The 24460-nt window shown below is 60.9% G+C and carries 38 protein-coding genes and 1 pseudogene; 13 read left to right on the top strand and 26 right to left on the bottom strand.

Going from position 1 to position 24460, the window contains the following annotated elements; all coding sequences use genetic code 11:
• The 6 genes from K0F86_RS26300 to K0F86_RS26275 form a co-directional block, all read left to right on the top strand.
• Nucleotides 1-1302, top strand: a 1302-nt coding sequence (locus tag K0F86_RS26300) for an oligosaccharide flippase family protein (RefSeq protein WP_257572387.1), incomplete at its 5' end; no start/stop codon positions are given.
• Nucleotides 1303-1339: 37 nt separating this feature from the next.
• Nucleotides 1340-2413 (top strand): glycosyltransferase family 4 protein, encoded by a 1074-nt coding sequence (locus K0F86_RS26295; RefSeq protein ID WP_219137067.1) that lies wholly within the window; start codon nucleotides 1340-1342, stop codon nucleotides 2411-2413.
• A complete protein-coding gene (locus tag K0F86_RS26290) occupies nucleotides 2403-3950 on the top strand; it encodes an MBOAT family protein (protein ID WP_219137066.1) in 1548 nt (515 codons plus the stop codon). The genes K0F86_RS26295 and K0F86_RS26290 overlap by 11 nt, the downstream gene beginning before the upstream one ends.
• Before the next feature lie 2 nt (nucleotides 3951-3952).
• Nucleotides 3953-5143 carry a hypothetical protein gene (locus K0F86_RS26285; protein ID WP_219137065.1) on the top strand — a complete coding sequence of 397 codons (1191 nt, stop codon included), beginning with the start codon at nucleotides 3953-3955 and terminating at the stop codon, nucleotides 5141-5143.
• A 29-nt stretch (nucleotides 5144-5172) separates the two neighbouring features.
• Nucleotides 5173-6366, top strand: a complete 1194-nt coding sequence (locus K0F86_RS26280) for a hypothetical protein (protein ID WP_219137064.1) — start codon at nucleotides 5173-5175, stop codon at nucleotides 6364-6366.
• An 87-nt stretch (nucleotides 6367-6453) separates the two neighbouring features.
• Entirely contained in the window at nucleotides 6454-7458 is a 1005-nt protein-coding gene (locus K0F86_RS26275) for a 2-hydroxyacid dehydrogenase (protein ID WP_219137063.1), read from the top strand.
• Here the strand turns inward: K0F86_RS26275 and K0F86_RS26270 are convergent.
• On the bottom strand, nucleotides 7447-7809 hold the full coding sequence (locus K0F86_RS26270; protein WP_219137062.1) for a TfoX/Sxy family protein: 363 nt from the start codon (nucleotides 7807-7809) through the stop codon (nucleotides 7447-7449). The two genes, K0F86_RS26275 and K0F86_RS26270, sit on opposite strands and share 12 nt — an antisense overlap.
• A 97-nt stretch (nucleotides 7810-7906) precedes the next feature.
• Here K0F86_RS26270 and K0F86_RS26265 point away from each other — a divergent pair, with 97 nt between their 5' ends.
• The 3 genes from K0F86_RS26265 to K0F86_RS26255 all read left to right on the top strand — a co-directional run bounded on the left by K0F86_RS26265 (nucleotide 7907) and on the right by K0F86_RS26255 (nucleotide 9044).
• Nucleotides 7907-8140, top strand: coding sequence for a hypothetical protein (locus K0F86_RS26265; protein WP_257572386.1), 234 nt, complete (start codon nucleotides 7907-7909; stop codon nucleotides 8138-8140).
• Nucleotides 8137-8613, top strand: a complete 477-nt coding sequence (locus tag K0F86_RS26260) for a MepB family protein (RefSeq protein WP_219137061.1) — start codon at nucleotides 8137-8139, stop codon at nucleotides 8611-8613. Before K0F86_RS26265 ends, K0F86_RS26260 begins: the two co-directional genes overlap by 4 nt.
• Before the next feature lie 89 nt (nucleotides 8614-8702).
• Entirely contained in the window at nucleotides 8703-9044 is a 342-nt protein-coding gene (locus K0F86_RS26255; RefSeq protein ID WP_219137060.1) for a hypothetical protein, read from the top strand.
• A gap of 601 nt (nucleotides 9045-9645) precedes the next feature.
• Here K0F86_RS26255 and K0F86_RS26250 read toward each other — a convergent pair.
• Nucleotides 9646-10140, bottom strand: coding sequence for a hypothetical protein (locus tag K0F86_RS26250; protein ID WP_219137059.1), 495 nt, complete (start codon nucleotides 10138-10140; stop codon nucleotides 9646-9648).
• Between the two features lie 283 nt (nucleotides 10141-10423).
• The gene (locus tag K0F86_RS26245; protein WP_257572385.1) at nucleotides 10424-10723 is read right to left on the bottom strand and encodes a hypothetical protein; all 300 of its coding nucleotides are present in this window, start codon (nucleotides 10721-10723) and stop codon (nucleotides 10424-10426) included.
• A gap of 227 nt (nucleotides 10724-10950) precedes the next feature.
• On the opposite strand from K0F86_RS26245, the gene K0F86_RS26240 reads away from it, so the two are divergent.
• Nucleotides 10951-11322, top strand: a complete 372-nt coding sequence (locus K0F86_RS26240; protein WP_219137058.1) for a hypothetical protein — start codon at nucleotides 10951-10953, stop codon at nucleotides 11320-11322.
• On the opposite strand, the gene K0F86_RS27805 is transcribed toward K0F86_RS26240, so the two are convergent.
• The 23 genes from K0F86_RS27805 to K0F86_RS26135 form a co-directional block, all read right to left on the bottom strand.
• Entirely contained in the window at nucleotides 11319-11444 is a 126-nt protein-coding gene (locus K0F86_RS27805) for a hypothetical protein (RefSeq protein WP_257572384.1), read from the bottom strand. The genes K0F86_RS26240 and K0F86_RS27805 overlap by 4 nt on opposite strands.
• Nucleotides 11441-11611, bottom strand: a complete 171-nt coding sequence (locus K0F86_RS26235) for a hypothetical protein (RefSeq protein WP_219137057.1) — start codon at nucleotides 11609-11611, stop codon at nucleotides 11441-11443. The genes K0F86_RS27805 and K0F86_RS26235 overlap by 4 nt, the downstream gene beginning before the upstream one ends.
• 9 nt (nucleotides 11612-11620) lie before the next feature.
• Nucleotides 11621-11794, bottom strand: coding sequence for a hypothetical protein (locus K0F86_RS26230; RefSeq protein WP_219137056.1), 174 nt, complete (start codon nucleotides 11792-11794; stop codon nucleotides 11621-11623).
• Complete coding sequence (locus K0F86_RS26225; RefSeq protein WP_219137055.1) at nucleotides 11794-12213, bottom strand: hypothetical protein; 420 nt, start codon at nucleotides 12211-12213, stop codon at nucleotides 11794-11796. Before K0F86_RS26225 ends, K0F86_RS26230 begins: the two co-directional genes overlap by 1 nt.
• Nucleotides 12204-12542 carry a hypothetical protein gene (locus K0F86_RS26220; protein ID WP_219137054.1) on the bottom strand — a complete coding sequence of 113 codons (339 nt, stop codon included), beginning with the start codon at nucleotides 12540-12542 and terminating at the stop codon, nucleotides 12204-12206. Before K0F86_RS26220 ends, K0F86_RS26225 begins: the two co-directional genes overlap by 10 nt.
• Nucleotides 12539-13132 (bottom strand): glycoside hydrolase family 104 protein, encoded by a 594-nt coding sequence (locus K0F86_RS26215; RefSeq protein WP_257572383.1) that lies wholly within the window; start codon nucleotides 13130-13132, stop codon nucleotides 12539-12541. Before K0F86_RS26215 ends, K0F86_RS26220 begins: the two co-directional genes overlap by 4 nt.
• Before the next feature lie 29 nt (nucleotides 13133-13161).
• Complete coding sequence (locus K0F86_RS26210; protein WP_219137053.1) at nucleotides 13162-14316, bottom strand: SGNH/GDSL hydrolase family protein; 1155 nt, start codon at nucleotides 14314-14316, stop codon at nucleotides 13162-13164.
• On the bottom strand, nucleotides 14316-15233 hold the full coding sequence (locus K0F86_RS26205; RefSeq protein WP_219137052.1) for a hypothetical protein: 918 nt from the start codon (nucleotides 15231-15233) through the stop codon (nucleotides 14316-14318). Before K0F86_RS26205 ends, K0F86_RS26210 begins: the two co-directional genes overlap by 1 nt.
• Nucleotides 15230-15832, bottom strand: a complete 603-nt coding sequence (locus K0F86_RS26200; RefSeq protein ID WP_219137051.1) for a hypothetical protein — start codon at nucleotides 15830-15832, stop codon at nucleotides 15230-15232. Before K0F86_RS26200 ends, K0F86_RS26205 begins: the two co-directional genes overlap by 4 nt.
• Complete coding sequence (locus tag K0F86_RS26195; RefSeq protein ID WP_219137050.1) at nucleotides 15829-16248, bottom strand: hypothetical protein; 420 nt, start codon at nucleotides 16246-16248, stop codon at nucleotides 15829-15831. Before K0F86_RS26195 ends, K0F86_RS26200 begins: the two co-directional genes overlap by 4 nt.
• The gene (locus K0F86_RS26190) at nucleotides 16221-16442 is read right to left on the bottom strand and encodes a hypothetical protein (protein WP_219137049.1); all 222 of its coding nucleotides are present in this window, start codon (nucleotides 16440-16442) and stop codon (nucleotides 16221-16223) included. The genes K0F86_RS26195 and K0F86_RS26190 overlap by 28 nt, the downstream gene beginning before the upstream one ends.
• Nucleotides 16439-16807 (bottom strand): hypothetical protein, encoded by a 369-nt coding sequence (locus K0F86_RS26185; RefSeq protein ID WP_219137048.1) that lies wholly within the window; start codon nucleotides 16805-16807, stop codon nucleotides 16439-16441. Before K0F86_RS26185 ends, K0F86_RS26190 begins: the two co-directional genes overlap by 4 nt.
• Nucleotides 16808-16817: 10 nt before the next feature.
• Nucleotides 16818-17618, bottom strand: coding sequence for a major capsid protein P2 (locus K0F86_RS26180; RefSeq protein ID WP_219137047.1), 801 nt, complete (start codon nucleotides 17616-17618; stop codon nucleotides 16818-16820).
• 54 nt (nucleotides 17619-17672) lie between these two features.
• A complete protein-coding gene (locus tag K0F86_RS27800) occupies nucleotides 17673-17795 on the bottom strand; it encodes a hypothetical protein (protein ID WP_257572382.1) in 123 nt (40 codons plus the stop codon).
• Between the two features lie 102 nt (nucleotides 17796-17897).
• Nucleotides 17898-18599, bottom strand: coding sequence for a hypothetical protein (locus K0F86_RS26175; RefSeq protein ID WP_219137046.1), 702 nt, complete (start codon nucleotides 18597-18599; stop codon nucleotides 17898-17900).
• A complete protein-coding gene (locus tag K0F86_RS26170; protein ID WP_219137045.1) occupies nucleotides 18586-19095 on the bottom strand; it encodes a hypothetical protein in 510 nt (169 codons plus the stop codon). The genes K0F86_RS26175 and K0F86_RS26170 overlap by 14 nt, the downstream gene beginning before the upstream one ends.
• A 3-nt stretch (nucleotides 19096-19098) precedes the next feature.
• Nucleotides 19099-19410, bottom strand: coding sequence for a hypothetical protein (locus K0F86_RS26165; RefSeq protein WP_219137044.1), 312 nt, complete (start codon nucleotides 19408-19410; stop codon nucleotides 19099-19101).
• A gap of 30 nt (nucleotides 19411-19440) precedes the next feature.
• Nucleotides 19441-19587 carry a hypothetical protein gene (locus tag K0F86_RS26160; protein WP_219137043.1) on the bottom strand — a complete coding sequence of 49 codons (147 nt, stop codon included), beginning with the start codon at nucleotides 19585-19587 and terminating at the stop codon, nucleotides 19441-19443.
• Nucleotides 19584-19736, bottom strand: a complete 153-nt coding sequence (locus K0F86_RS26155; RefSeq protein ID WP_219137042.1) for a hypothetical protein — start codon at nucleotides 19734-19736, stop codon at nucleotides 19584-19586. Before K0F86_RS26155 ends, K0F86_RS26160 begins: the two co-directional genes overlap by 4 nt.
• Entirely contained in the window at nucleotides 19733-21586 is a 1854-nt protein-coding gene (locus K0F86_RS26150; protein WP_219137041.1) for a replication endonuclease, read from the bottom strand. The genes K0F86_RS26155 and K0F86_RS26150 overlap by 4 nt, the downstream gene beginning before the upstream one ends.
• Complete coding sequence (locus K0F86_RS26145) at nucleotides 21586-21855, bottom strand: hypothetical protein (protein WP_219137040.1); 270 nt, start codon at nucleotides 21853-21855, stop codon at nucleotides 21586-21588. The genes K0F86_RS26150 and K0F86_RS26145 overlap by 1 nt, the downstream gene beginning before the upstream one ends.
• The gene (locus K0F86_RS26140) at nucleotides 21855-22121 is read right to left on the bottom strand and encodes a hypothetical protein (protein ID WP_219137039.1); all 267 of its coding nucleotides are present in this window, start codon (nucleotides 22119-22121) and stop codon (nucleotides 21855-21857) included. Before K0F86_RS26140 ends, K0F86_RS26145 begins: the two co-directional genes overlap by 1 nt.
• Nucleotides 22118-22498 carry a hypothetical protein gene (locus K0F86_RS26135; protein WP_219137038.1) on the bottom strand — a complete coding sequence of 127 codons (381 nt, stop codon included), beginning with the start codon at nucleotides 22496-22498 and terminating at the stop codon, nucleotides 22118-22120. The genes K0F86_RS26140 and K0F86_RS26135 overlap by 4 nt, the downstream gene beginning before the upstream one ends.
• Before the next feature lie 233 nt (nucleotides 22499-22731).
• Between K0F86_RS26135 and K0F86_RS26130 the strand changes: the two genes are divergently transcribed.
• From K0F86_RS26130 to K0F86_RS26120, 3 genes and pseudogenes are all read left to right on the top strand, one after another.
• Complete coding sequence (locus K0F86_RS26130; RefSeq protein ID WP_219137037.1) at nucleotides 22732-23052, top strand: helix-turn-helix domain-containing protein; 321 nt, start codon at nucleotides 22732-22734, stop codon at nucleotides 23050-23052.
• 702 nt (nucleotides 23053-23754) lie between these two features.
• Nucleotides 23755-24108 carry a hypothetical protein gene (locus K0F86_RS26125; RefSeq protein ID WP_219137036.1) on the top strand — a complete coding sequence of 118 codons (354 nt, stop codon included), beginning with the start codon at nucleotides 23755-23757 and terminating at the stop codon, nucleotides 24106-24108.
• Nucleotides 24109-24123: 15 nt separating this feature from the next.
• A pseudogene (locus K0F86_RS26120) lies at nucleotides 24124-24460 on the top strand (hypothetical protein); the annotation flags it as partial.

Genomic DNA, 24460 nt, shown 5'->3' with positions numbered 1-24460 from the left:
TTTGGCGTGGGCCAGTATTTGATCCAGGAAAAGACCCTGACGATGGAGAAATTGCGTGCCGCGCTGGCGACCAGCCTGCTCGTCGCCTTGCTGCTGGCGGCGCTGGTGCTGGCCGCCAGCGGGCCGCTCGCGCGTTTCTATGAAGAGCCGCGCCTGCAACTGGTGCTGCAACTGCTGTCGATTAACTTCCTGCTGATACCGTTCAGCGCGCTGACCTTGCCCTTGCTGCGGCGCCAATTGCGGTTTCGCGCCATTTATGCGATCAACGCGGCCAACAGCGTCACCAACCTGCTGGTGGGCGTGAGCATGGCCTTGCTGGGACATAGTTACATGAGCCTGGTGGCGGCCGTGCTGGCCGGTTCCACGGCCTCGCTGCTGACCAGCCTCGTCGTGCGCCCCCGCGAACTGCCGTGGCTGCCGGGACGGCGCGGCATCAAGGCCATCATTGCCTTCGGCGCCTACGCGACGGGCGGCGGGCTGGTGGATGAGGCGGGCGTGGTGGCGCCGGACCTGGTCATCGGCAAGATGATCGATATCGAAAGCCTGGCCCTGTTCGGCAAGACGCAAAGCATGCTGAGCATTTTTAACCAGGCCATCACCAGCGCGATCTCGCCCGTCGTGTTTCCCCTGTTCGCGGCGCGCGACCGCGAACAGGGCGGTGCGGGACCCGTGTATGTGCGCACGGTCAGCTATATGACGGCGCTGGCCTGGCCCTTTTTCCTGTTTCTCGCTTGCATGGCCTTGCCTTTGGTCAAAGTGTTGTATGGCCCGCAATGGAGCGCCTGTACGCCCTTGATACGCATCATGTGCCTGTCCTCGGCCGTGTATAGCATATTCAGCATGGCCCGCTACCTGTTCGTGGCGACGGGCCAGATGCGCGTGCAGGCCTGGCTCGATGCCTGGGCGGGTGGCCTGAAGGTGGCGGCGCTGCTGCTGGCAGCGCCGTTCGGGCTGGTGGCCGTGGCCTGGGCCGTGGTGTTCAGCACCCTGTTGCGCAGCTGGCTGATTTACCGCTGCCTGCGGCGCTTCAGCAATCTCGACTGGCGCGTCCTGCTGCCCGTCTTGCGCAAGAGCCTGGCCCTGTGCGCGATCAGCAGTCCGCCGCCGCTGTGCATGCTGCTGTGGATGCCGGCCGACATGCCGCACGCCATCCCGCTGCTGGCGCTGGCCGGCACGGCGCTGGCTACCTTGCTGTGCTGGATCGCCGGTATTTTTCTGTTGAAACATGACATCGCGGCCGAGTTTCTGTTGTTGCAACGTAAGCTGGCAAGCCGCTGGCTGGCCGTCAAATCACCGCAGTGAGGCGCCGCAGGCGGCGCGCACGCCCGAAAGGAAGACCATGCGTGTCGGTATCTTGTCCTACCCGATGCTGTTCCAGCGCGACGGCGGCTTGCAGATTCAGGTACGCGAAACCATTGCCGCGCTGAACCGGCTGCCCCAGCTACCGGCGCGGCCCCTGGAAGTGCAACTGGTCGACGCCAACCATGAGCGGCTGGCCGATTTCGACGTGCTGCACGTGTTTTCGGCCAGCAATGGCACTTACCGCATCATGGAAATGGCCAGCGAGCAAGGCGTCCCCGTGGTGCTGTCGCCGCTGCTGTCGCCCGGCTGGGGTCGCGCCAGCGCCTGGCGCGCGCGGCTGGCCGACCGGCTGGCGGGGCGCCTGACGGAGTGGATGGTGCAAACGAGCTATGCGCAAACGCGGCGCGCCCTGCAGCTGGCCGACGTGGTGATCGCCCTGGGCGAGGCCGAGCGCGATGCCATCGTGCAAGGTTTTGGCATGGGGGCGGACGCCATCCGCGTCTTGCCGAACGGGATCAATCCGCATTTCTTCACGGCCAATGGCGATCTGTTCCTGCGCGAAACGGGCATCGCCGGGCCGTTCGTGCTGATGGTGGGCAGCATTTCAGCGTATAAAAACCAGCTGGGCCTGGCCCAGGCGCTGACGGGGGCCGGCTTGCCCCTGGTGCTGATCGGCGCCGCGCCCCGGGAACAGCAGGCGTATCTGCAGCAGTTGCTGGACTTGCCGCACGTCAGCTGGCTGGGCGCGCTCGACCACGCCGACCCGCTGCTGGCCAGCGCCTACCATGCGGCGGCCGTGGCGGCCTTGCCCAGCCAGGGCGAAGTGTTTCCCTTGAGCGTGCTCGAAGCGCTGGCGGCCGGCACGCCCGTCGTGATGACGGCGCAAAGCGCGCTGGACTTGCCCGATTCCGCGTTCGCGCTGCGCAAGGTGGCCTGGGACGATGGCCCCGCGCAGCGCCAGGCCATCCTCGACTTGCTGGCGCTGCCGCCCGAGCGCGCCCGCGTGCAAGCGCTGGTGGAACGTTTTACGTGGGAGCGGGTGGCGGCGCAAATTGCCGAGTGTTACTACCAGCTGCAGTCCTTGCCTGCCAGGAGGCGCCATGCTGTTTAACTCCTTCGCCTTCCTGTTCGGCTATCTGCCCATCGTGCTGGCCGGCTATTTTCTGCTGGACCGATTGACGTCCTCCGCCAGCTGGCGCCTGGCGCCGGCCGTGTGGCTGGCGCTCGCCTCGCTGTTCTTCTATGCCTGGTGGGACGTGCGCTATCTGCCGCTGCTGCTGGCCTCCATCTGCCTCAATTATGGCGCCGGGCGCCTGCTGGGGGCCAGCACGGGCGCGGCCCGCAAGCGCGTGCTGGTGGCGGCGCTGGCCTTGAACCTGGGGCTGCTCGCCTACTACAAATATGCGAATTTTTTCATCGACAGCGTCAATGCCGTCGCCGTGGCCGCCGGTGCTGGCGCTGGCAGCCTGCCGTGGCATGGCCTCGACATCATTCTGCCGATCGGCATTTCGTTCTTTACCTTCACCCAGATCGCCTTCCTCGTCGATTGCTACCGGGGCGAGGTGCGCGAGTACCGTTTTATTCATTACGTGCTGTTCGTCAGCTATTTCCCCCATTTGATCGCCGGCCCCGTGTTGCACCACCGCGACATGATGCCGCAGTTCGCCGACCCGGCCAACGCTCACCCGCGCGCGGCCAACTTCGCCATCGGCCTGTCGATTTTCACGATTGGGCTGGCAAAGAAGGTGCTGATCGCCGACAACCTGTCGCCGCTGGCCATGCCCGTCTTCGCCGCCGGGGCCACGCCCACCCTGATCGAGGCGTGGATCGGCGTGCTGGCCTATACCTTCCAGCTGTATTTCGACTTTTCGGGCTATTCGGACATGGCCATCGGCCTGTCGCGCCTGTTCGGCGTGAAATTGCCGCTGAACTTCAACTCGCCGTACAAGGCGGCCAATATCGCCGACTTCTGGCGCCGCTGGCACATGACCTTGTCGCGTTTCCTGCGCGACTATTTATACATACCGCTGGGCGGCAGCCGCCACGGCGAAGCTCTGCGCTACCGCAACCTGATGCTGACCATGCTGCTGGGCGGCCTGTGGCACGGCGCCGGCTGGACGTTCGTCATCTGGGGCGGCTTGCACGGCCTGTACCTGGTACTGCAGCAGGCGTGGCAGCGGGCGTTCGGCGCGGCGCGGGCGCACTGGTGGCCCTGCGTCCTGACTTTTCTTGCCGTCATGCTGGCCTGGATCTTCTTCCGCGCGCCCGACGTGGCCACGGCCTGGGACATCACTGGCGCGCTGCTGGGCGCGAACGGCGTGAGCCTGCCGCGCGGCCTGGCCAGTCACGCGGCCAGCCTGGCGCAGTGGGGCTTGCATCCCGCGTTCGACGGCATCCGCTGGATCGAACTGGCGGGGCCGGGCTTGCCCGTGCTGCTGGCCGCCATGCTGCTGGCTTTCAAGGCGCCGAATACGCAAGAAATATTCTTTCTTTACGAGCCTGCCATTGAAAGAATATTTCAGCCGACAGGGCGCTGGGCCTTCAGCTGGCGCCCCACGCGCCGCTGGAGCGTGGGATTTGCCGCGCTGTTCGTCGCCTGCATCTTCGGCATGAACCGGGTCACCGAATTTCTCTACTTCCAGTTCTGAGCATGGACACTTCCTGCCGCCGCTATCTTGTCTGCTTCCTCGCCTGCGTCGGCCTGGTGCTCGGCGCCGTCTCTTTCCTGAACTATCAGGTCGACCCCTACCTGCTGCACCAGTGGGACAGTCCCTTGCTGCAGCGCCCGCGCCAGCTGAACGAAAAGCTCGGCGCCTGGGCCAAGACCTATGCCGTGGCGCGCTACCGGCCGGCCATCATCTACATCGGCAATTCGCGCACGGAAATGGGCTTGCCGACGGGCGTGCGTGCCTTGTTCGACGGTAAGAGGGTCTTCAACAGCGCCGTGTCCGGCGCCTCGATCGGCGACGCCATCCGTCTGGCCGAGCATGCGGCCAGGGTCAGCCGCGTCGAGACCATGGTGTGGGGCATCGACGCGCCCACTTTTTCCCTGGACATGGGCGCGGCGCGCGTGGAAGACAGCCTGACGGGCGCCCGGCACGGCTTTTTCGTCCAGCGCGCCCTGGTCAACCTGAAGCGCGGCCTGACGCTGGACATGACGCAGGACAGCGTGCGCATCCTGACAGGCCATGCCGGCGATACCTGCCGCTCCAACCTGGCCGTGTATGGGCAGCGCGACGAGACGTGCACCCGCAAGGGCATCAAGCACTGGCTCGTGACCAAGGATGCGATTCCCGTGCGGCTGCAGGAATTCGGCGATGGCCTGGGGCCGACACCGCCCTCGACACCCGCGCTCGACGCCAGTATCGGCAAGCTGTGCCGGCCAGGCATGCGCCTGCGCCTGTACATCAACCCCACGCACGCTCTGACCTTGTACGCGCTGCACTGGCGCGGCAAGTGGGATGCCATGCAGGCCTGGCAACGCGGCCTGGTGCAGGTCGTCGAACGTCACCGCCTGCACGGCTGCGACGTGCGCCTGGTTGATTTTTCCGGCTTTAACAGCATCACTACCGAAGCGACCCCGCTCGTCAGCGGCAAGCCCGACATGCATTATTACTGGGAAGTGTCGCATTACCGGGACAATGTGGGCCGCTTGATCCTGACGCGTTTGTTTGGCGGCGACACGCCGGCGCCGGCCGATTTCGGCGTGGAGCTGACGCAGGCCAACATCGACGCCCACCAGGCGGCCACGCGCGCCGCGCGCGACCGCTATCGCGTGGAGCACGCGCGCGAGGCGGCCTATGCGCAGCGGGTGCTGGACGGACCGCTGATCCGGCGTTGAGCGTCATTTTTCAACTTCCAATTCTGCTCATGGACACTTCCGCCCGCCGCTACCTCGCCATCTTCCTTGCCTGCGTGCTGGCCGCGCTGGCCCTCGTTTCAGCCGTGAATTATCACGTCGATCCGTACTTGCTGCACCAGTGGGACAGCCCGCTGCTGCAGCGATTGCGCCCGACGACCGAAAAACTCAGCGTGTGGGGCAAGACATATGCCGTGGCGCGCTACCGGCCCGCCGTCGTGTATATCGGCAACTCGCGCACGGAAATGGGCTTGCCGGCGAACAGTGCGCGCACTTTATTTGAAGGCAAGAGTGTCTTCAACAGCGCCGTCTCGGGTGCCTCCATCGGCGAAGCCATGCGCCTGGCCGAGCACGCGGCCAGGGTCAGCCATGTCGACACCATGGTGTGGGGCATCGACGCGCCCTCGTTCTCGCTGGAACTGGGCGCGGCCGGCGTGGAGCCGGGCTTGACGGCCGCCGGCCCCGCGTTCTTCGCGCGGCGCGCCTTGCTCAATATCAAGCGCGGCCTGACTGTCGACATGACGCGCGACACCTGGCGCATCCTCAGCGGTACCTATGACGGCGTTTGCCTGTCCAGCCTGGCGCTGCACGGCCAGCGCGACGAGACCTGCCTCACCAGCCGCAACCGTACCTGGACCGGCACGGCGCGCGCCTTCACGCCGCGCCTGCAGGAGTTTGGCGATGGCCTGGGGCCGACGGCGCCCGCGCTGCGCGCCTTCGATGCCAGCGTCGGCAAACTGTGCCGGGGCGGCACGCGCTTGCGCCTGTACATCAATCCCACGCATGCGCTCACGCTCGACGCCCTGTACTGGCGCGGCAAGTGGGACGCCATGGAAACATGGCAGCGCGACCTGGCGCGGATGGCCCAGCGCTACCGGGGTGAAGGCTGCGACGTGCGCGTGTACGATTTTTCCGGCTTCAACAGCATCACCAGCGAGGCTATCCCGCAAGTGACGGGCGCGCGCGCAATGCGCTATTACTGGGAAGCGTCGCACTACCGCGACAATGTGGGCCGCTTCATCCTGGCGCGCCTGTTCGGCGGCCCTGTGCCGGTGCCGGCGGACTTCGGCGTCGAGCTGACGGAAACGGGTATCGCGGCCCACCACGCGGCCATGCGCGCCGCGCGCGCGCGTTACCACGCGCAGCACGCCGAGGAAACAGCGTATCTGCGTCACGTCCTGACCTTGCCCCGCGAGCCCAAATAGGGGGCGGCAAGTGCCAGGCGTACGCCGTGGGGCAGGGCGCTTGCGCTATGATGCTGTTTTGCCATCCAGCAAGTTCCAGGACTCACCATGAAAATCGCCTTCTTTGCCAGCCAGCCCTACGACCGCCGTTTCTTCGATGAAGCCTTGCCATCCCAACCCGAGCCGGACGGCATCGAACTGGTCTACCACAGCGCCTTGCTGAGCCAGGAAACCGCGATCCTGGCGCAAGGCGCCGAGGCTGTCTGCGTCTTCGTCAACGACGTGCTCGACGCGCCCGTGCTGGAAGCCCTGCACGGCTATGGCGTGCGCGCCATCTTGCTGCGCTGCGCCGGCTACAACAACCTCGACCTGGAAGCAGCCAAGCGCCTGGGCCTGTTCGTCGCCCGCGTGCCTGCCTATTCGCCGGAAGCCGTGGCCGAATACACGCTGGCCCTGGTGCAGACGCTGAACCGCCACACGCACCGCGCATATGCCCGCGTGCGCGAAGGCAATTTTTCGCTGGACGGCTTGCTGGGCTCCACCTTGCACGGCAAGACGGTGGGCATCGTCGGCACGGGCAAGATCGGCCTGGCCACGGCGCGCATTTTTAAAGGTTTCGGCTGCACGGTGCTGGGCCACGACCCGTATCCGGCGCCCGCGTTCGCGCAGCTGGGCACGATGGTGGAACTGCCGCAACTGCTGGCCGAGTCCGACATCGTCTCGCTGCATTGCCCGCTGATGGACAGCACGCGCCACATGATCAGCGAAGCAACCTTGCCGCTGATGAAGAAGGGCGCCATGCTGGTGAACACCTCGCGCGGCGGCCTGATCGACACGGGCGCCGTCATCGAAGCGCTCAAATCGCGCCAGCTGGGCTCATTGGCCATCGACGTGTATGAACAGGAAAGCAATCTGTTCTTCCAGGACCGCTCGTCCGACATCATCGATGACGACATCTTCCAGCGCCTGATGACGTTCCCGAACGTGCTGGTGACGGGTCACCAGGGCTTCTTCACCATCGAAGCGCTGCGCGAGATCGCTGCCATCACCTACCACAACCTGCAATGCTTCCTGCAGGGCAAGGCGTGCGAAAACAGCGTATTAGCTGCTTGAAGCCGGTTTTTTGGGCTTGGGCGGCGGCTTGGGTTTCGGCGGCGGCAAGGCGTCCGCCGTGCGCCGCGCCAGCTGGGACAACCAGTCGCGCTCGTCCCACAGGCCGCCATCGATGAGGAAATACGGCTTGGCTTGCGGATAGGGCGGCGCCTCCTGCGGCGTGCCCATGGTACTGATCCAGGCGCGGCCCGCGTCCGTGGGCTTAATGAACAGCTGGTCGTCGGCGACGATGGCGAACATCTTGCCGTCGCAGTACAAGCCGTACTCGCCAAACATTTTCTTGGCGCTGACGCCGCCCGCGCCCGCCAGCTGGTCGAGCAGAAAATCCACCGTGCCTTGCTGTGATGCCATGTCGTCCTCCGAGTGAACGAACAGTGTAGCGCACTGGCCAGGAAAGGCCGGCGCGGCTACACTATCGCCATTGATTTTTTCATATGACTTACTTTCCATGATACCCCAGCATATTATTCACCGCGGCATCACCATCGCCACCCTGGCGGCCGACCAGCCGGTTGACACCCACTGCGCGCCGGGCCAGACGGCCATCCGCGAGCAGGGCGACGGCTGGTGGCTGTATTTTGTCGACGAAGACGGCAAGGTCGACGGCTATGACAGCCCGTTCGCCAGCCATGCCGAGGCGCTGTGGGCGGCCAAGGCCGCAGCCGAGTTCAGCGCCCAATGAAGGCCAGTCCATGGGCCTTCCTGGGCTTGCCGCAAGCGCCCGTGCCGGAAGCGGAAAGCGCGGACTACGGCGCCTGCCGCGCCGAACTGCACGGCAAGCGGCTGGTCTTGCGCGTGGCCAAAACCACGCCGACGAAAACCGGCCAGTTCGTCACCGTCTGGAAGCGTCCCCATCCCGATGCCGAGATCGCCCCGCTCGATGAAGCGGACCCCGTCGATATCGTCATCATCGCCGTGGCCGACGACGATGGCGCGCGGCACGGCTTTTTCATTTTTCCGCGCAGCGTGCTGATCGAACGGGGCGTGATGTCGCGCGCGGGCAGCGGCGGCAAGCGCGCGCTGCGTGTGTATCCGCCCTGGTGCGTGCCAGAATCCGCCCAGGCCCTGCGCACGCAGCGCTGGCAGGTGGGGTGGTTTGTGGCGGCGGGAGATCAGGGGGTGCACATACTGAACAGCATGGAAGGGGGCGAATGAAGTCTTTTTTTGAGGGAAAAATTTTTCTGACGCTATTTGTCATCTTCGCGATATTCCTTGTTTCCCGGCTTGGCCGCAATGACACGCCCATGCGCGGTGCGGACGTGATGCAGTTCATCGAGAGCGACCTGGCGGAAGTGCTGCAGAATGGCGGGAATGTGATTGACCGGACGAGCCGGGTGCAACTGCATCATGTGGTCTACTCGGTGCGCTTCAAGGATGAGGGCTGGAGCGCGGCGCTGCGCGACAGGAATATCGCCACCTTGCGCAAGCTGGACTGGGTGCAGCGCGCACCTGCCGTGCTGTGCAAGATGGGCGCGCAGGTGACCATCGGGGAAGGCGAGAGCATGTACCGCGGCCAGGGAACGAATAGCGTATCGTTCAAATATGACGCGAGTAGCGTCAAGCAGTGCGCGGCGCCAGCGGGATAGTCGGGTGGGCATCCAAAAAGGGGAAGACCTACACGTTCGCCCGTTTGATCCGTCAAGGTCGATCTGACTGTGGCTGGCGGCTCCGGTTAGCCGAGCGCTCTGGCATAGCCTATTCAACAGAGCCTTGCGTATGCTCATATTCTGCTGCACACGGCAGGAAAATGGGTGCCAGGGTCCCCCGTGCGCCAGCCGCCTTATTTCGGGGCGTACAGCGCGCTTTGAAATTCCGGTACGTATTCATATTTCATCACAAGGATCAGGCGGGCGGCGAGGGGATGATGGGCAGTGGCTGGAGCGGGGCGGTAAGGTCGGCATCGATGGCATGGGCGCAAGGTTATAAGAAGAAAAACTGTGCGCACTATATTATAAATGAGAATCATTACGTTTTGTATTTTGCCAAATTACACGCCGACGTGCCGATGGCATGGGCTGCCGTGGGGGCTTGTCTGGATTTCTCCGGGAACCATCTGTGGCGCTGCTGTCATTCAACCTTAAAGATATCGCCAGGTGATTTTACAAGCAGAGATCGCTACACGCTGATCGGCTGCGCCACACTCAACGGTGTTACCCCCGAGGCATGAGTGGTCCGAGTTGCATGCAATTACCCTCCTGAATATTGAAGATCGCTGCTCTTTTGAAATTTAGATTTCATTTTTTGCGACTTATTTGAATTCTTATTGTTGAACATGTAGTCTTCGCATCCGGCATTTTTACAATCGTTGATTTCTTTCGGCGTCAAAGGTACCGGATTAAGTTGGTCATTGCATTTCATAGTGCAATCAACGGCGTTTCCAGAACCGTCGGTCTTGCCAGCCATGGAGGTTTTTTTTTGCTGAGTTGCAAGTGACGATTTATTTGATCGTAGACTTTTACTATACGGTGGAACAGGATCGCCAGCATGCGAGCCATTCAATACGTCAGATAGACTCCGAGGAGGGGAGTCGTCCTCAAAATTTCCCATTGGCATGTTTGCGCTCAAACTCTTATTACTAACAGCTCCATGAAATGCCGATCCATGTTGAGCGTCAGCATTGATGCATGGAGTTAAAATAAATAAAATAAAAAGCAATTTTTTATTAATGATTTTGTAATTCATATGACCTCCTTTTCATGAATGAGTTTTAGCAGATTTCAAATGAAATACAAGTGTGATATGAATCGCCACGAACATTGTAGATACTCCTGAGAGACGGTTTAATAACCTAAAGAAAATTTAGTCGACGGAATTTGGCATTGGGCCATTATTTTGCTTCCAGGGCTAATCTGGATGTGTCTTCAACGAACGCACTATACGGTCACGCCGTTAGCGAGGTGGTCGAAGCAATAAATCAAGCGATTGTCCGTAGAGCATAGAAAAGGCCCGCAAATCGCGGGCCTTTTTACATGATGGCGTGCAAGGCCAGCCGGGCATGCCATGGCCGGGACGGACCATCCTTGATGGTGTCGAACATGCCGTGCCGCTTCGCATGGTGCACCTTGGCGGCCACATCGTAGCTGCGCACGTAGTTGGCGAAGGCGCGGGGGCTGAGATGTAGCGGCGCGACTGCGGCTACCCAATCGTATAGATCGTCCTCGATGACGACAATCTCTCCGAAGAGGTCGATTGCTGGCTGGCGTAATTGGTAGGAAAAATATGCGGCTGGCGGCTTCGGCTGGCGACGGGTGGTTGTCTTTTTCATTCGGATATAAATGCCCGACGACTTGGCACGGCCATGCGGGAATAGAAGGGAGTTTGGCTGTACATAATTTCGTAAACAGCTAGACTTTTTCGAGGATTATGACGTATGCCTTTGATTCTGCACTGCTTTCATCATTTTACATAATATAAATTATGCGAAGTGTTCACCGGGCCTGAAAAAACCCCCGTTCTCCTCGATATGGAAATCGCATACCCGATTTATGGTATGTGACCTTCCATAATCAAAAATATAAAATGAGATTCCCAAACCTACGATACGGCAACCCTACCGAGTTTGCCCACTACTCCCTTGGCATCCCCCTGCCTGACCTGGCGCGCACCCTGCGCCGCGACGAGCGCACCGTGCGCGACTGGCTCAGCGCGAAACAGCGCGTGCCCTGGTGGGTTCCTGAGTACATGCGCCTGCGCCAGATGGAGCAAGCTGACATTCGCCGACAGATGAACATGACGGCCCTTGGCCCGCGCCTTGGCGTTGTTCGTGGCGCCGTCATTGAACTGGCCGTGCGCCGCCCAAAGAAAAAGCCACAGGTCACAGACTTGCGGCTTGATGATTTCGATCCGATCCAGCTTGCAAACTAGCTCTTGTACGCCATCGGATAGCGATCATTCAGCACGTTGGCCGCCTTGTTCTGTTTGTACATGAAGTACGCGGCCACGGCGGCGGCCAGGATCAGCATGTTTTTCTGGCTCAGCCCGCTCATGCCTTGGAACCTTCACGGATTGCGCCAGCCAGCGCGGCAGCAATGCCTGCCATTGCCTGTGCGCAGATATGGAACGGCGGCGGCAGGAACGGCGACACGGACAATACCACGCCCGCAACTCCCGCCCAGGTGGATGCCTCTTTAAAACTATCGAAAAATCGCTTCATTCTCATCCCTTAATAAATGGTGTTGCCCTTGTCATCTTTGATGGTCAGGCTGTTTTGTGTGACGAACTTTTGCAGCTTTGGAAACCGGGACAGGATGAAGGCCGCCACCAGCAGCCCGCCCAGGACGATCAGCGCCTCGCGCGCCACTTGCGGCCCCGTAGGGATAATGCTTTTCAGATTCATTACTGCCTTCCGTACGCGCCGGTATTTGTTACTGCTTGATAGTCGGATGCGCTGGGTTCGGTGAACCAGTCCCAAACGCTTCCGGCCGTTTCTTTTACTGACTCCCATGGCTCCAGCGCATTGAGATAGGCCAACTCCGTGCAGTGCTTTGCCCCGCTTAGCGTCCCGTTTTCATCCATATAGGCGCGGCATTGAACAGGGTCGCGGATTAGTTCCTTGATCGTAGGAATTCCCACGGCGACACTGATGCCATCAATGACACCAGTTGCAACACCGCCAGCCAGATCAACCACGGCGTGGCCCACGTCCTCCCCCACAGCCGCAGCCGCACCCTTTTTTTTTACCAGCACCACCAGGGCCAGCGCAGCCAGCGCAACGCCGATCAGCACGTATTTGTTATCTGCCAACATCAGTTCCACCAGCCTTTCACCACAATGCTGTCCGGCTGCGTGCCGCCCAGGCGTGGGCTTGTTATCGTAGACAGGTAATCCTTGCCTCCATACGTCCAGTCGTTCGTTGTGCCGCTCAGCAGCCCGGCCAGGCCGAACGATCCCAGGGCCGTATTCTGGTCATACGGCGCGCCCTGCATCGGGTTGTAGCTCGTACCGATCTGGCCATTGAGGATTGGCGACAGCGCGCCCGCCGTGCCGCCGGCTGTCTTGCCTGGCTTGAACTGCGTGTACATCACATAGCCCAGGCCGACGAGCGCCACGCCCATGACCAAATCTTGAATATCGTTCTTGTTCATGCCAATTGGCCCCCTGCGTTGACGTATGCGGTTTGCAGCTTCGCCAGGCTGTTCTCGCGCTGGCCGTAGCCGGCGCCTGGCAACGAAGCCCATTCCTTCTTGCACTTTTCGACGGCGGCGGCAAACTCGCCGTTCATGGCCAGGCGCAGGCCGCCGCGCTGGCGCATCAGTTCGACGCATGCGAGGTCTTGACTTGCCGGGCTGAAATCGGGCAGGCCCAGCTTGCCCTGCACTCCGTCCCACGTGCGGCGGATGATCTGGAAGGCGCCGGCCGCGCTGGAATAGTCATTGATGCTGGGAATCCAGATTTTCTGACGGGGATGGTCGGAATAGTCGTCAAACAGAGAACCGCCCACGATGGTGCGGTAACCGTCTGGCCCCGCCGTGCCCTCGCTGACGCGGATCATTTGCATGAACGCGGCCAGGTTGCGGCCTTGCTGTTCTGGTGAAACGCTTGAACTCATATCGGTAAATTCCTGAAAAAGTGCATCGGCCTGGTCAAATAGTCCAGGCTCCTCATATGCCGTGTCGCCGTCATCCGCCCCGCCCTTCCCGGCCTTGCTCAGGAGCAGCAGGGCGATGCCTACCACCAAACCCGCCAAGATCAAGGGCCGTTGCATCACACGACATTGGTGGCGGCGCACACCACCCACACATGGTTTTCCCCGCCGTCGCCCGCGTACATCGCGATTTTGTTCTTCTCTGGGTTGTAGGCGATCTGGCCCTGTTTCCCTGGCGTGTTGTTGGCCACCGGATAGGCACAACCCGATACCAATTTTTCAGGCGTAGTACCTGCGCCACCGCGTTGAATGACCCACTCGCCATAAAGCCGCGATTTCTGGTTATAGGTCGAACACGACATGAGAGGCACGTTTCCCCACAGGTCAAATAAGGTTACCGAGCGCGCCAGTTCTGGGTGAAAGTTACTTGCCATGCCAATTGTGGCCCACTCATAAGCCATTGCCACGCCACCCGGAATAACCCAGCGCTGCCCACATTTACCCGCTTCGGCAAATGACGCTTCCATCGTTGCCGTAAAGTCTTTATTTCCGCCTGTCGCCAGGTCTAATGTTATTCCGCCTTCGGTCGTCAGTTGGCCGGAGTAATTTGTGATGGGTATTTGCGATGGCTTGAGCGGCCGCAGCAACTCCGCCTGGCGCTTTCCTGCAAAGCACGACCCCGCCTCAACAACTTGGTTGACGTATGTTGCAATTTCCACATTTTTTGGAGCATTCGGATGCGTGCCATCCGGCGTTTGCGGGTTCGCCACGCTGAAATTAGGATCAGTGAAAATTTGATCGGTATCGATCATCATCCGGTAATTTTTCGAGCGAATATGATCGTTGATTTCCTGGCGCACAGCTTCCGCGCCGCGCCAGTCAAAGCGGCGCGTGGTAAGCATCGGCACCAATATGCCCCCGTCAATTGCAACGTTTGTCGCATACTCGTCCCACGGCACCGTAACGTTTGATGCCGGACCCAAGCCGTAATCATTGAGTCCTGTTTGCAGGAAAACCAGTGGCGTCTGCCCCTTGGCGACAGCCGCAAGAATGGCCGGTCTGACGTTCGCGGCGTAGTCAGCTAACGTAGCCTGCATATTTCGCCCTGGCACAGCTGCATGCGTGAAGGTTTGCCCCTTGAAGGCAGACATTTCCTTGACGACTTCCACCCAACCAGTGCCGCCTGCTGCCGGCGCGTTTGTCGATTCACCGTCAAAAATCATTGCCGCTTTTTTAAAAGCCAGGCGCAGGCCGCCGCCATAAATTCCGCTCATTATTTCATTCCCATGATTTGTATTACTGCGCCGTCTTCGTCGCTCACGCCATACCAGATGGCGCCCGCCGCGTCATCCTCAAAATACGTGGCACCTGGCTGCAATTGGATTGCAGCGCTATCCATCGTCACGCCCTCGCCGCCGATGGCAATGAGCGCCGTTTCGCTGCCGTTCCTGATGCGCAATCGCTTGAGTGATGGATCATTCACCAGCACCCCGGCTACCAGGCCAAGCGCCACGGGCGAAATATTGACGATCGTGGAGAGCTTTTTGCCTTCGACGCTGAATACCGCTCCCGCTTTCTGCACCACCGGCACGGCCTGGGCGTCGCTGTTGTTGATTTTCGTTTCCGTCAGCGACACGGCCATCGGCACGGCGTTGTTGACGTGCACCTCGAACACCTCGCCTGGCTTTTGCCGCGTGGGTATTGCTTCGGCGTCGCTGTTGTCGATGGTGACGACACCCAACACGGGCTCCACCGTTCCGGCGAAAGTGACCGGGATCGCCTGGCCCGCCGTGTTGTTGACGCGGATACTGGCCAGCGACACGGGAATCGGCGTTGTGTTGCTGCTGGACGTGAGCGTGACGGGGATCGAGTGGGCCAGGTCATTCACGACGCTGACGCCATCAGGCACGACCACGTTGCCGCCAGCCGTACCGCCGAGCTGTACATCGTTGATGGACAGGAAGATGCCCACCTCGCAATCGAGCGCTGAGCGCAGCAGCACGCCGCCGAAGTCTTCCACCAGGCGGAAACCCGCCTGGCGGCCTGGAATGTATGGTGCTGGCGTGCCGTTGCGCACCAAGGCAATATCGACGCCCTGCCCTGTCGATACGGAATCGACCAAGATCAGGCGCCCCGGAATGTCGATGCGCATTTCAAGGCCTGCCGACAGGCGAATTAACTGGTAGCTCATGCTGCTTTTCCCATCGCTTTGAAGGCCACCACGGCGACCAGGGCCAGGCCCACGCCGACGAGTACTTTTTGCTCCCCGGCTTTGCTGTTGGTGTAGGCCGTTTCCAGCTTTTGCCCTACATCGCCGTAGGCATCTTTGACCGACTGCAGCGCGTTTTTCGCTACCGCGTCCGAGCGGGCGCCAGCGGCGGCCAGCTCGTTCGCGGCGCCGGCCGTAATATCCGCGGCGAATTTGAATGCGCCACCCAGGGCGGCATCATTCGACTTGAATGCGCTGTCTGATACGGCGTTGGAGAATTTGTAGGCGCTGTCCTGTGCGGCGCGCGCCGTGTCCAGGCTGTCTTTCACGCTGGCCTTGATCGTGCCGAGCGCGCCCGTGACGGTGGAATCGGCAAATTTCAGCGCGCCATCCGTGATGGCGTTTCCGAACTTGAAAGCGCCATCGACCGCGCCATGGTCGGTTTGGCTGATCGACACATTGCCGATGCTGGAACGGCTGGCCACCAAGTTGACGGACTCGCCAGCGCCTGAAATCCGGTTGTCCTGCGATTCCTGGGTCTGCGTTTGACTGGAATCGCTCTTGCTATCGCTTGAACTCATTTGAGGTTTTTTCCCATGCAGTAGGCGTCAAGCACCCAGCCTTGTTTTTTCAATTTTCTGACCAGACCAGGGCGCCGCGTGCGCATCGTCAGACGATCCGCCCCCGCGATTACGCCCTGCTGCTCGATATTCGGCGACACCGAGGCGACCAGATCGACGCCTGGCAGGCCACCAGCAGCCGCCACAACGACGATTTCGCGCCCGTTGGCATGATCCACCGTCCGCAGTGCGTAACGCGCCACCACGGCCCCGCAGCACACCACTTCGAACAACTTCGCGCCGCGCATTGCCGCGTTCATCGAACCCAGCCCGCCGCCTGTCTGCCTGTCTGGCCGGTAGGCGGCGGCATAGGCCGCCCGCGCCGCGTCATCGAGCACGCCCTCGCGGATTACGCCTTTTTCTTGTACAGCACCCATGCCACCGCTCCCGCAATGGCCAGCATCAGCCAGGTTTTCGACTTCATGCCACTGCTTGAGCCCGCGCCGCTGTTGATAATCCAGTCGCCGCTACTGACGCCGCCCGATGCGCCGCCCTGCTCCCCGCCCTTGGCGCCCGACGTTGCAGTCGATGCCATTTGCAGCGGCGGCAGGGATGGCAGGCCTGGCGTCATTTCTTCACCAGGAAAATCAGTCCGGCAGCGATGGCCGCCCACAGCAACAGATTGTTGTTGCGTACCTGCTGCACGGCGACTTGCTGCTGTACAGCCTGTTGCGGCGCGTTGGCCACGGCCGTAAATTGCCGCTGATCGCGGTACATGGCGTAATTGAGCGCGGTTTGCAGGCCGCCCAGCAACGCGCCGCCCGCTTTGGAGTCGAAGAAGTCGCCGAAGCCGTTTCCGGTGGACGTGCTCGTTTCCATCGCCGGGGAACTCCACGACACGTCCGGTAGGACGGTTGTGCCCGTGCCCAGCGTGTTATATGGGTCGGAATCGTAGTCACTCGATCCGAAGCCCAGGAAGTTATCAAATTGGCTCATGACGCCCGCCTTATTTCAGGAGCTTGATATCGGAAACGTAGTCGATGTACGCTTTCAGGCTGTCCGGCGCGTCGGTCGTGATGCGCAACAGCGCTTCGGTGATACGCGACGTGTCCAGCATGTTCATCAGGTTGCCGTCACCGATGAAGTCGAGCACCAGCAAGTTAGCTTGCGGCACCAGGCGATTGCGTTTCTGCTGGTAGTTCAGTTCGCCCACCTTGGCGCGGATGCGCGGCGTGCCATCGGTGCGCAGTTCGGCAACCGTGATGTTGCCCGTGTGGTGCAGCCAGATGCGCTTGATCAGGCCGCCATTCGCCATCACCGGCAGCATCACATCGTTTTCGCCAATCAGGGTCAGCGGGACATTGAAGTCCTTGCGTTGCAGTACGAACGGGTTTTGCGTGCCATCGCGGTATTCCGCCACCGCCTTGATGTCGCTGCCGGCTGCTGCCGCCTGCTTGATTTCGATTTCGAACGTCAGGCTTGCCAGCATGTTGCGCGGCAGGGCCGACAGGTACTGTGCAGCGGCGCCGCCACGGGTGTTTGGTTCCGTGAAGTCGAGCGTGATGACGTTCTCGTCAACGAACAGGCCTTGATAGGCATCGCGCACGCCCAGCAGTGCGCCATCGTCCACGAAGAACGTCACGCCGTTGGCCTTGCCTTCGATGCGGCCCACGTTGGCCTTCGTCAGACCGCCCGACAGCATGAAATGCAGCTTGTCGAAAGTGGCGTTGTACGACAGTTTCAGCACCGCCGTAGCGCCTGGCTTGACGTTTTGCAGATCGATCATGCGATCAATATTGGAACTCATATTCTCTTGTCCTGATGGTTGGTTTGTGAAATTGACCGCTGGCCGCTGGCCGGCTTACTGGCCGCCTGGCAGGTAGACGCCGACGACGGGGATTTTCACGAACGATTTTTGAATGAAGTACACGCCAGCGAAGGCCGCCAGGGCGATCAGCGCAGTGTGGATAGTTGCTTTGTCCATTTCGTTTCCTATGTGTTTGGGGTTCGGTATTAACAAGCCCCGATGCTGCCCGCCCCACAGGAAACCGGCAATAAGCTGTAACGGTTACGGTATCCGTTACCGTTACAGCGATTTATTCACCCCGCGCCGCGTCGAAAGGTCAGGATTTTTGTGAATAAAGTGAAAATTGGGCAGCGTGCGGATCTGCTGTAGTGGCTTCACCGCCACAGATTTACCGCCCGCGCCTGGCTCATACTGCGTTTGCAGGCCCAGCGAGTCGGCCATCACCTTGGCGTCATTGTCGTAATTGACGCGGTAGCAACGTATTTCCGTGCAGTTGCCCAGAAAATCCTTGTCGATGGTGGCCGGGCGCTGGCTCGTGCCGATAATAGTCAAGCCCTGATGGCGGCCTGCCGTCGACAGGTTTTTCCAGGCGGGCGGCGACCAGCTGGCCATGGTGACGCGGCTCAACTCTTCCACCAGCACCGTGGCGCCGTTCAGTTCCCACACGATGCGGCAGAAGCGATCGAACTGCGTTTTTACCTCGGCATCGCTTCCGGTGGGCACGTAGACGATGGCGCGCGCGCCGCTCTTGACCTGGGCGACCAGCTCCGAAATCTTGCCCGTGACCACGACGCCCTTGCAGAAACCTGCGTAATCGTCGGTCTTTTCCAGCGGCGACCAGACCAGCAGGCGCAGATACCGTTTCAGCAACTCGCCCTTGATGTACGAGGACTTGCCCGTGCCGCTGGCGCCAATCACGGCGATGATGTCGGCCTTGTTCTTCGTGCCGGCCGTGGCGGCCGCCGCCTTATGCCGGGTCAACGAAGCCTCCCGGCGCCTGGCCCATTGGATGATTGTCGGACGGCGTGATGTCCTTTTCTTCGCGTGGCCGCGCTTTCTCCTCGCGCTCCTTTGCCTCGCGGCGCGCCTTGATCGCCTGATAAGTCGGTACCACCAGCGGCACGGATGCCACCGCCAAGGCGATTTCAGGGCCGAAGCGCCCGATTACCTCACCGGCATCCCATCCGTACTTCTCGGACACCGCAGCCATGCCCACGCCCCATTGATAGCACTTCTCTTCCGTGTAGACGCCCGCCAGTTCCGGCATGGCCATGCCCAGCACCTTGCCGAACATGAAGGGGATTTGCCCCCAAGTCTGCGCCGGGTCGATGCCTGGTGGTTGCGGCGGGTCAATAAAGTCGGCGTCGGCCTGGGCCTGCGCTCGCTCCTCGCCCATGGCTTCCATGGCGATGCGGTCAAGCGGGTCACTCGGGTCGAGCTTCGGCGGTTCAGCCTGGCTCTCGTTTAATTCGGCCATGGCCTATCCTTGCGCTAAAAGAGGTTGAAGCCAACCGCCCGGCTTTTTTGCTGGCGGTAGCACGGGCACAGGCTTTTCCGGCGCCTTCGGCACTGGCACAGGTGCTGTAACGGTAACGGTATCGTCCGTTACCGTTACCGTTACAGCCCGCATGCGCCCCCGCAACTTGCCGTTGCGGAAGTCGTTCCGGGTGAATGTCTGCGCGTTGCAGTCACCACAATGGATGTAGGCATGGCCGTTCTTGTCTTCCTTCACCTGGGCGTCCTGGAAGTCGCAGACAGGGCACGCCACATGCCCAATTGGAGTTTTTTTCATGATGTACGCGGCCCGCTAGGCCGCGCCCGGTTATTTGCGCTTTGGCTTCGCCGCTGGCTTTTTCGCCTGGGGCTTGCTGGTGGCCGGCGCAGTCGCCGGGGCTTTTTCCTCGTTCACGATGGAACTTTTGAGGTATTCCGCCTGCTGATCGGGCGGCACGTAGGGATTGCGGTTCATTTCGTCACTTTCATCAGGTCTTGCCATTGCAGGTGAATTGCCAGTTTGCGAAAAAACGCTTTCGCCGGGCCTGGCAAGAAAAACCCGTACTGCCGGTACAGCGCGACGGCTTCGCGCTCGAGCGCTTGGCCTTGTTCGATATTCGTCACTGGTGATCCTTTTTCTTCGGTTTTTTGATGTAAAAGCGTGGATATGCGACCTCATGCCGGTCACAAGCACTCAGCGCCCGCGCCTGAGACTCAATTCCTGCCTCCCTCGCCTCCGGGCTGGTCATGAATTCCTGATAATCCGGGTGGTCAAATACGTCAAAGTCCGCATTGCCCCACCATGCGGAGTCGTCTTGCGGCTCTACCGGAAGCGGCCCCGGCGCGTCCTGCTCCCACTTCACGTCCCTGGCGGGCGTACAGTTATTGACAGGACTCCAAGGACGGCAAACCCGCACGTCAACAGCAACCCCGACGCGGCGCCACGTAAAGCGGGTAGATGCGTACATCTGTGGCGGGCCGACGAATTCAGGATCAGGCTTGACGAACAGGCCCACAGGGCCGCGCCCAAACATGCCATAGCGCCCTGCCTCTGTGCGCGCCGCCTGCGCCACGCGCACCCGGTAGCCCCTGCCCATGTTGATACCGCCCTGCGCCCGAATGTAGGCCGCCCATGAGCATTTCTTCTGCCCGGCTATCTCGCCGGTTTCCTCGTCTACCAAATCAAGGCGGTTGCCAGCAAGCCAAATATCTTTGACGCATTCCGGCGCCTGCTCCACGACGGCCTCAGCGACGCGGCGGCCTTCGCGGTACGGCGTCACGGGCGGCTGTCCGAACGCCTGAAACTGCCGGATGCCCCACACGCCTGCCCAGGCGTTGACGCGCATTTCCTTGGTGATAATGTCGCGCCCGTTCGCGTCTTCCTTGATGTCTTCGGCGTCAATGTTCTTTGCCGTGTACTTCATCATGTAGGCGGCTGCGCTGCCCTTCGCTGGATCAAGCGCCTCAAATTTCACGCGGTGCTTGTCCGCGCCAGGATCGTTCGCGCCCTCTTGCAGGGCGAACTTGCGCAGGTTGCGTTTAAATATCTCTATATCGTCAGCAGGCATGAAAACCATCATGTGCCAGTGCGTGCAGCCGTCGTGATGCGGCTCAGCGACGCGGAAGCCGTAAGGGGCAATGCCGTCGCGGTCATTCTGTGCGCGGGTGCGGCCCCACAGGTCGCGCAGGTACAACTGCGTTTCGCGCGGCGTGGCGCCGTTGTACTTTGGGTTCGGCATGTTGCTTGATTCCAGCACGGCATGGTACGCGGCGGGCGTCGTCAGCGTGACGAACAGGCCTACGTGACCGTTTTCAATGGCTATCTCGTCCACGCCGTCCATGCGCATCATCAGTTCGTCGTGGCGTATTTTCGGGTTTGCCGTGCTCTTGTCGGCCAGTTCATCGAGCGCGAATTCCTGCCCTGTTTCCATGTTGCGCAGCACTGTGTTTTGCAGCACCTTCTTGTTGCGGCGGCGCTGGCCGACGCGGCTTTTCGCTGCCTCGTCGCTGCAATACTTGCCCTTGCGGCTCGACACGAATCCCAGGCGCATTGCGGCATGCTCACGGGCGCGGCCATGGACTGTGCGCAGGTTGCGGCGCCACCATGCCGGGTCGGTGTAGCGCTTGACGGCCTGGCGGTCATCCTTGATGGTGGAAACGTCCATATCGTACATACGCACGATCAGTTCTACGCAGACGCGCAGGGTCGCCGCGTCATGCGCATCCAGCGCGACATTCATGCACTCGTTCGCGCACCGCTCAGCCAGCATCGTTAGCTGAGCCTCTGTACTATCCAGCGGCAGCGGGCAGTCCGTCACCTCGTCCAGCATGGCCGACAGGCGCTGATAGCCCTCAGGCATGGCGCCAATCGCGCCCGCCTGCGCCGCATGCAACTCGCGGTAGGCAGGGATACCCCAGCGCAGGGGCAAGCCCTTTACGCTACGGATACCGTTTTCTTGCTGGATGGTAGGCATCAGTGCAGGACCGTCGTGGTGTGCGTCGTCACGTCGCTGTCGTTCATGCACGACTCAGCCACCGACAGGTGCGTCATCATCGAGCGCAAAGCGGCAGTTATGCGGGCGCGCTCTATGCGGTTGAATGCCGTCAATTCGTCATTTGCGCGCGCGTCCGGCATATCAGCGAAGGCCAGCACCAGGCGGCGGACCGGATGCGGCAGCAGCAGCCATATCGTGATGCGGGCCTCTTTCCGGCTGGTTTTTGACGACGCGGCGGCGGATGGCATTATCGTGGCCTCAGAAGTTGAGTGCGGATCAGTTTGGCGATGACTTCGGACTGTTTTTTGCGCCTCGACGTGAGCCAGGTCATGAACTCAGCGTGAAGCGCTTCCGGTAACTGGACAGTCATGGGCACAATGCCATTACGCGCCATGTAGGCGCGCTGGCGGGCGGCAGGGTCGGCATGGAGGGCCGGACGCCCCCGCTTTTTCGCCACCATTGTCGGTTTGATGCCGGGCAATTCAAGCGTTTGCGTGTCGTCCGCCGTTCTCATTTCATGCTTTCCAGAAACCACAAGGCGTCCTTCAGGCGCATTGTGCGTACGCGGCGCTCAGTCGTACTCACTGGCATGCCTGGCATCACATAGCCGCCTACGACCAAATCCCGCATGGCGTCTAGTTCCTGTATCACCGTTTGCAGCAATTCGCCTTCCAGCCCGGTGGCGCGGCCCGACGTGCAATTCAAGGCGGTAAGTGCTGTGTTCCCGGTGGCAATCTCCCGGCGCAAGAAATCGACTAAAGCCGAGTCTTTTGCGCTCTCGACTCTATCTTTGTCGGCGACCAATTGCCTCATCACGGCAGCGACGATGTAACGAATTGCGTCATCGCTGGCGGATAGCTTGAATGTTTTGTAATTTTGTGTAACTGACATGTTGCCTCCTCAGGCTGGTTTTGTTCCTCAGGCGAAAGTGCCGGGCGGGCGGCAGGGCCGCTAGTTGCCTGAGGAGGGACGGAAGAATCCGCCCGACAGCACGAAGAGTACTACTCATTCGACACATGTGTCAAACGGCAAGCGTGTCGCCTGGCTAGCTTGTCGTGTGCGGTACAACAGTGTATGTTTCGGGAATACAGCCGCATATGCGCTGCCAGCCCTGAGGAGGAGCTATGACAACCACTATTCAATTCCTTGATGCCGTCAAGGAACGACTCGGCATAACGTCCGATTACGCCCTGGCGAAGCAGCTTGGGTTTCCACTTTCTACTATGAGCAACTACCGCACCGGGCGCCGCATCATTGACGATGACGCGGCCCTTGAAGTTGCACTTGCCCTCAATGTCAATCCGCTGGCGATAATCGCCGCTGCAAACATCGAGCGCGCAAAAACGCCCAAGCAGCGTGAGCGCTGGTCGGGCGTCATGGAAAAATTTTCAGCGTCTTTTAATTCCCTCCTATTGGGCCGTGGCCCGCATGTACGCTTGTTCTAGCGTGCGCCAATAGGTAGTAAGTGCCCGGTGAACACTCTATAAATTATGCGAAGTTATGGGCGAATTCGTCAAATGCCCCTTTTTGCAACTTGTACAATCGCAAATGCGATTTTAGCCCTTTGCGCACCCTTTGGCGCCGGGACTTTTTCGCCATGGTTTCGCGCAATCCCTTTGTGCTTCGATACGCTGGCCAGTTCCAGTCTGGCGCGCAGGATTCCTGTCGTGTGCGGCCGCGCGCTGCGCTGCGTGCCCGTCTGCCGGTGCAATGCTGGCGCTTCCGCGTGCGCGACTTGGCCTGCCACGCCGCAGCGCTGGTGTGCGCCGTGCCTGGCCCAGTGTTTGCGGCTCCAGCAATCGCGTGCCGGACGGCTTGTGTTACTTGCGCCCGGACTTAAAGCAGTCCGAGCAGTACGCCGCCATCGTCCACCTTGCCCACGATTGCATTGCAAATCCATAAGAGTCTGCGTGCCGGGGCTTGCTCGTGTAAGATTGCCCGCCTTATCTCTCTGCCGGGCCTGCCTTGACTTCCTCGATGACTTTTTCGGTGAAACATAACAATGAAATCAATGGTTTGAAGGTGCTTGTGAAGGTGAATTCTGTACATATTTCCGTGGCGTGGACACGCGGTGCCTTGCTGTCGTCCTGCCTGCAAATGCTGCCGCGACGGTCGACGCCACGCAATTGCTGTCCAGGAAACCGCTAGTGGACTGGCAATACGACCTCGACGAGCGCAACCTGCGCGCCACGGGATCGCCCCGGCATGAAGCGTATATCGACGTGTTGCACGAACGCCTGGCGCGCGCCGGTGTCAAACAGCTGCGCTTTGAAGCGGTCAGCTTGCGGCAATGGTCGGTGGACGCGGAACACTGGGGCCTGGAAGTGCTCGATGGCGAGCGGCCCGGCGCGCTGCCTTCGGCTGGCTACATTCCGTATTCGGGCGTCACGCCGCCGTCCGGCATTGCGGGACGCATCGTCTACCTGGCGCCGTCGCTAGAGTACTCCTCCCTTCCCCGCCCTGCTCCCGGCGCTCTTTCGTCCACCATACCAGCGCACTGAAAAACAGGCACTGGTATGGCCCGCATCGCCCATCCTCTGGTGCGAGACTTCGACTGGTATTGTGATCTTGCGCAAAGAATAAAACCAGTTGACTACCACCTGCAATGCTTGCACTCTGAAAAATCGGACGGTGTCCAGCCGCCCGGCCAAGATAAAAACACACAAGGAGATGCAATGAACCGGACAGTCATGAATACCCTCATCCTTACCCTCTTCGGCGGGACGTTGGCCGCTTGCGGCGGCGGCAGCGACGGAGCCAGCGCCGGCGCAAGCCAGCTGCTGGCCGGTGCGACCACAGCGGTGGCCTGCTACACGCCATGGAGCAGCGGCACCGCCTACAACGGCGGCGGCC

It is taken from the genome of Janthinobacterium sp. UMAB-60, from assembly GCF_900095235.1.
Classification (GTDB): domain Bacteria; phylum Pseudomonadota; class Gammaproteobacteria; order Burkholderiales; family Burkholderiaceae_D; genus Janthinobacterium.
The sequence above is the reverse complement of the archived record's forward strand: the minus strand, read 5'-3'. Positions and strand labels throughout refer to the sequence as shown.

Bases quoted from the DNA above. Each gene is read 5' to 3' on its own strand.
- K0F86_RS26235 (WP_219137057.1), bottom strand. From the start codon at position 11,611: ATGAAGCGATTTTTCGATAGTTTTAAAGAGGCATCCACCTGGGCGGGA.
- K0F86_RS26165 (WP_219137044.1), bottom strand. From the start codon at position 19,410: ATGAAAAAAACTCCAATTGGGCATGTGGCGTGCCCTGTCTGCGACTTC.
- K0F86_RS27805 (WP_257572384.1), bottom strand. From the start codon at position 11,444: ATGAGCGGGCTGAGCCAGAAAAACATGCTGATCCTGGCCGCCGCCGTG.
- K0F86_RS26140 (WP_219137039.1), bottom strand. From the start codon at position 22,121: ATGAGAACGGCGGACGACACGCAAACGCTTGAATTGCCCGGCATCAAA.
- K0F86_RS26200 (WP_219137051.1), bottom strand. From the start codon at position 15,832: ATGAGTTCAAGCGATAGCAAGAGCGATTCCAGTCAAACGCAGACCCAG.
- K0F86_RS26160 (WP_219137043.1), bottom strand. From the start codon at position 19,587: ATGAACCGCAATCCCTACGTGCCGCCCGATCAGCAGGCGGAATACCTC.
- K0F86_RS26245 (WP_257572385.1), bottom strand. From the start codon at position 10,723: ATGAAAAAGACAACCACCCGTCGCCAGCCGAAGCCGCCAGCCGCATAT.
- K0F86_RS26280 (WP_219137064.1), top strand. From the start codon at position 5,173: ATGGACACTTCCGCCCGCCGCTACCTCGCCATCTTCCTTGCCTGCGTG.
- K0F86_RS26260 (WP_219137061.1), top strand. From the start codon at position 8,137: ATGAAGGCCAGTCCATGGGCCTTCCTGGGCTTGCCGCAAGCGCCCGTG.
- K0F86_RS27800 (WP_257572382.1), bottom strand. From the start codon at position 17,795: ATGGACAAAGCAACTATCCACACTGCGCTGATCGCCCTGGCGGCCTTC.
- K0F86_RS26150 (WP_219137041.1), bottom strand. From the start codon at position 21,586: ATGCCTACCATCCAGCAAGAAAACGGTATCCGTAGCGTAAAGGGCTTG.
- K0F86_RS26285 (WP_219137065.1), top strand. From the start codon at position 3,953: ATGGACACTTCCTGCCGCCGCTATCTTGTCTGCTTCCTCGCCTGCGTC.
- K0F86_RS26130 (WP_219137037.1), top strand. From the start codon at position 22,732: ATGACAACCACTATTCAATTCCTTGATGCCGTCAAGGAACGACTCGGC.
- K0F86_RS26270 (WP_219137062.1), bottom strand. From the start codon at position 7,809: ATGGCATCACAGCAAGGCACGGTGGATTTTCTGCTCGACCAGCTGGCG.
- K0F86_RS26250 (WP_219137059.1), bottom strand. From the start codon at position 10,140: ATGAATTACAAAATCATTAATAAAAAATTGCTTTTTATTTTATTTATT.
- K0F86_RS26230 (WP_219137056.1), bottom strand. From the start codon at position 11,794: ATGAATCTGAAAAGCATTATCCCTACGGGGCCGCAAGTGGCGCGCGAG.
- K0F86_RS26185 (WP_219137048.1), bottom strand. From the start codon at position 16,807: ATGAGCCAATTTGATAACTTCCTGGGCTTCGGATCGAGTGACTACGAT.
- K0F86_RS26195 (WP_219137050.1), bottom strand. From the start codon at position 16,248: ATGGGTGCTGTACAAGAAAAAGGCGTAATCCGCGAGGGCGTGCTCGAT.
- K0F86_RS26210 (WP_219137053.1), bottom strand. From the start codon at position 14,316: ATGAGCGGAATTTATGGCGGCGGCCTGCGCCTGGCTTTTAAAAAAGCG.
- K0F86_RS26220 (WP_219137054.1), bottom strand. From the start codon at position 12,542: ATGAACAAGAACGATATTCAAGATTTGGTCATGGGCGTGGCGCTCGTC.
- K0F86_RS26135 (WP_219137038.1), bottom strand. From the start codon at position 22,498: ATGTCAGTTACACAAAATTACAAAACATTCAAGCTATCCGCCAGCGAT.
- K0F86_RS26275 (WP_219137063.1), top strand. From the start codon at position 6,454: ATGAAAATCGCCTTCTTTGCCAGCCAGCCCTACGACCGCCGTTTCTTC.
- K0F86_RS26255 (WP_219137060.1), top strand. From the start codon at position 8,703: ATGCGCGGTGCGGACGTGATGCAGTTCATCGAGAGCGACCTGGCGGAA.
- K0F86_RS26170 (WP_219137045.1), bottom strand. From the start codon at position 19,095: ATGGCCGAATTAAACGAGAGCCAGGCTGAACCGCCGAAGCTCGACCCG.
- K0F86_RS26205 (WP_219137052.1), bottom strand. From the start codon at position 15,233: ATGAGCTACCAGTTAATTCGCCTGTCGGCAGGCCTTGAAATGCGCATC.
- K0F86_RS26180 (WP_219137047.1), bottom strand. From the start codon at position 17,618: ATGAGTTCCAATATTGATCGCATGATCGATCTGCAAAACGTCAAGCCA.
- K0F86_RS26190 (WP_219137049.1), bottom strand. From the start codon at position 16,442: ATGACGCCAGGCCTGCCATCCCTGCCGCCGCTGCAAATGGCATCGACT.
- K0F86_RS26295 (WP_219137067.1), top strand. From the start codon at position 1,340: ATGCGTGTCGGTATCTTGTCCTACCCGATGCTGTTCCAGCGCGACGGC.
- K0F86_RS26265 (WP_257572386.1), top strand. From the start codon at position 7,907: ATGATACCCCAGCATATTATTCACCGCGGCATCACCATCGCCACCCTG.
- K0F86_RS26145 (WP_219137040.1), bottom strand. From the start codon at position 21,855: ATGCCATCCGCCGCCGCGTCGTCAAAAACCAGCCGGAAAGAGGCCCGC.
- K0F86_RS26290 (WP_219137066.1), top strand. From the start codon at position 2,403: ATGCTGTTTAACTCCTTCGCCTTCCTGTTCGGCTATCTGCCCATCGTG.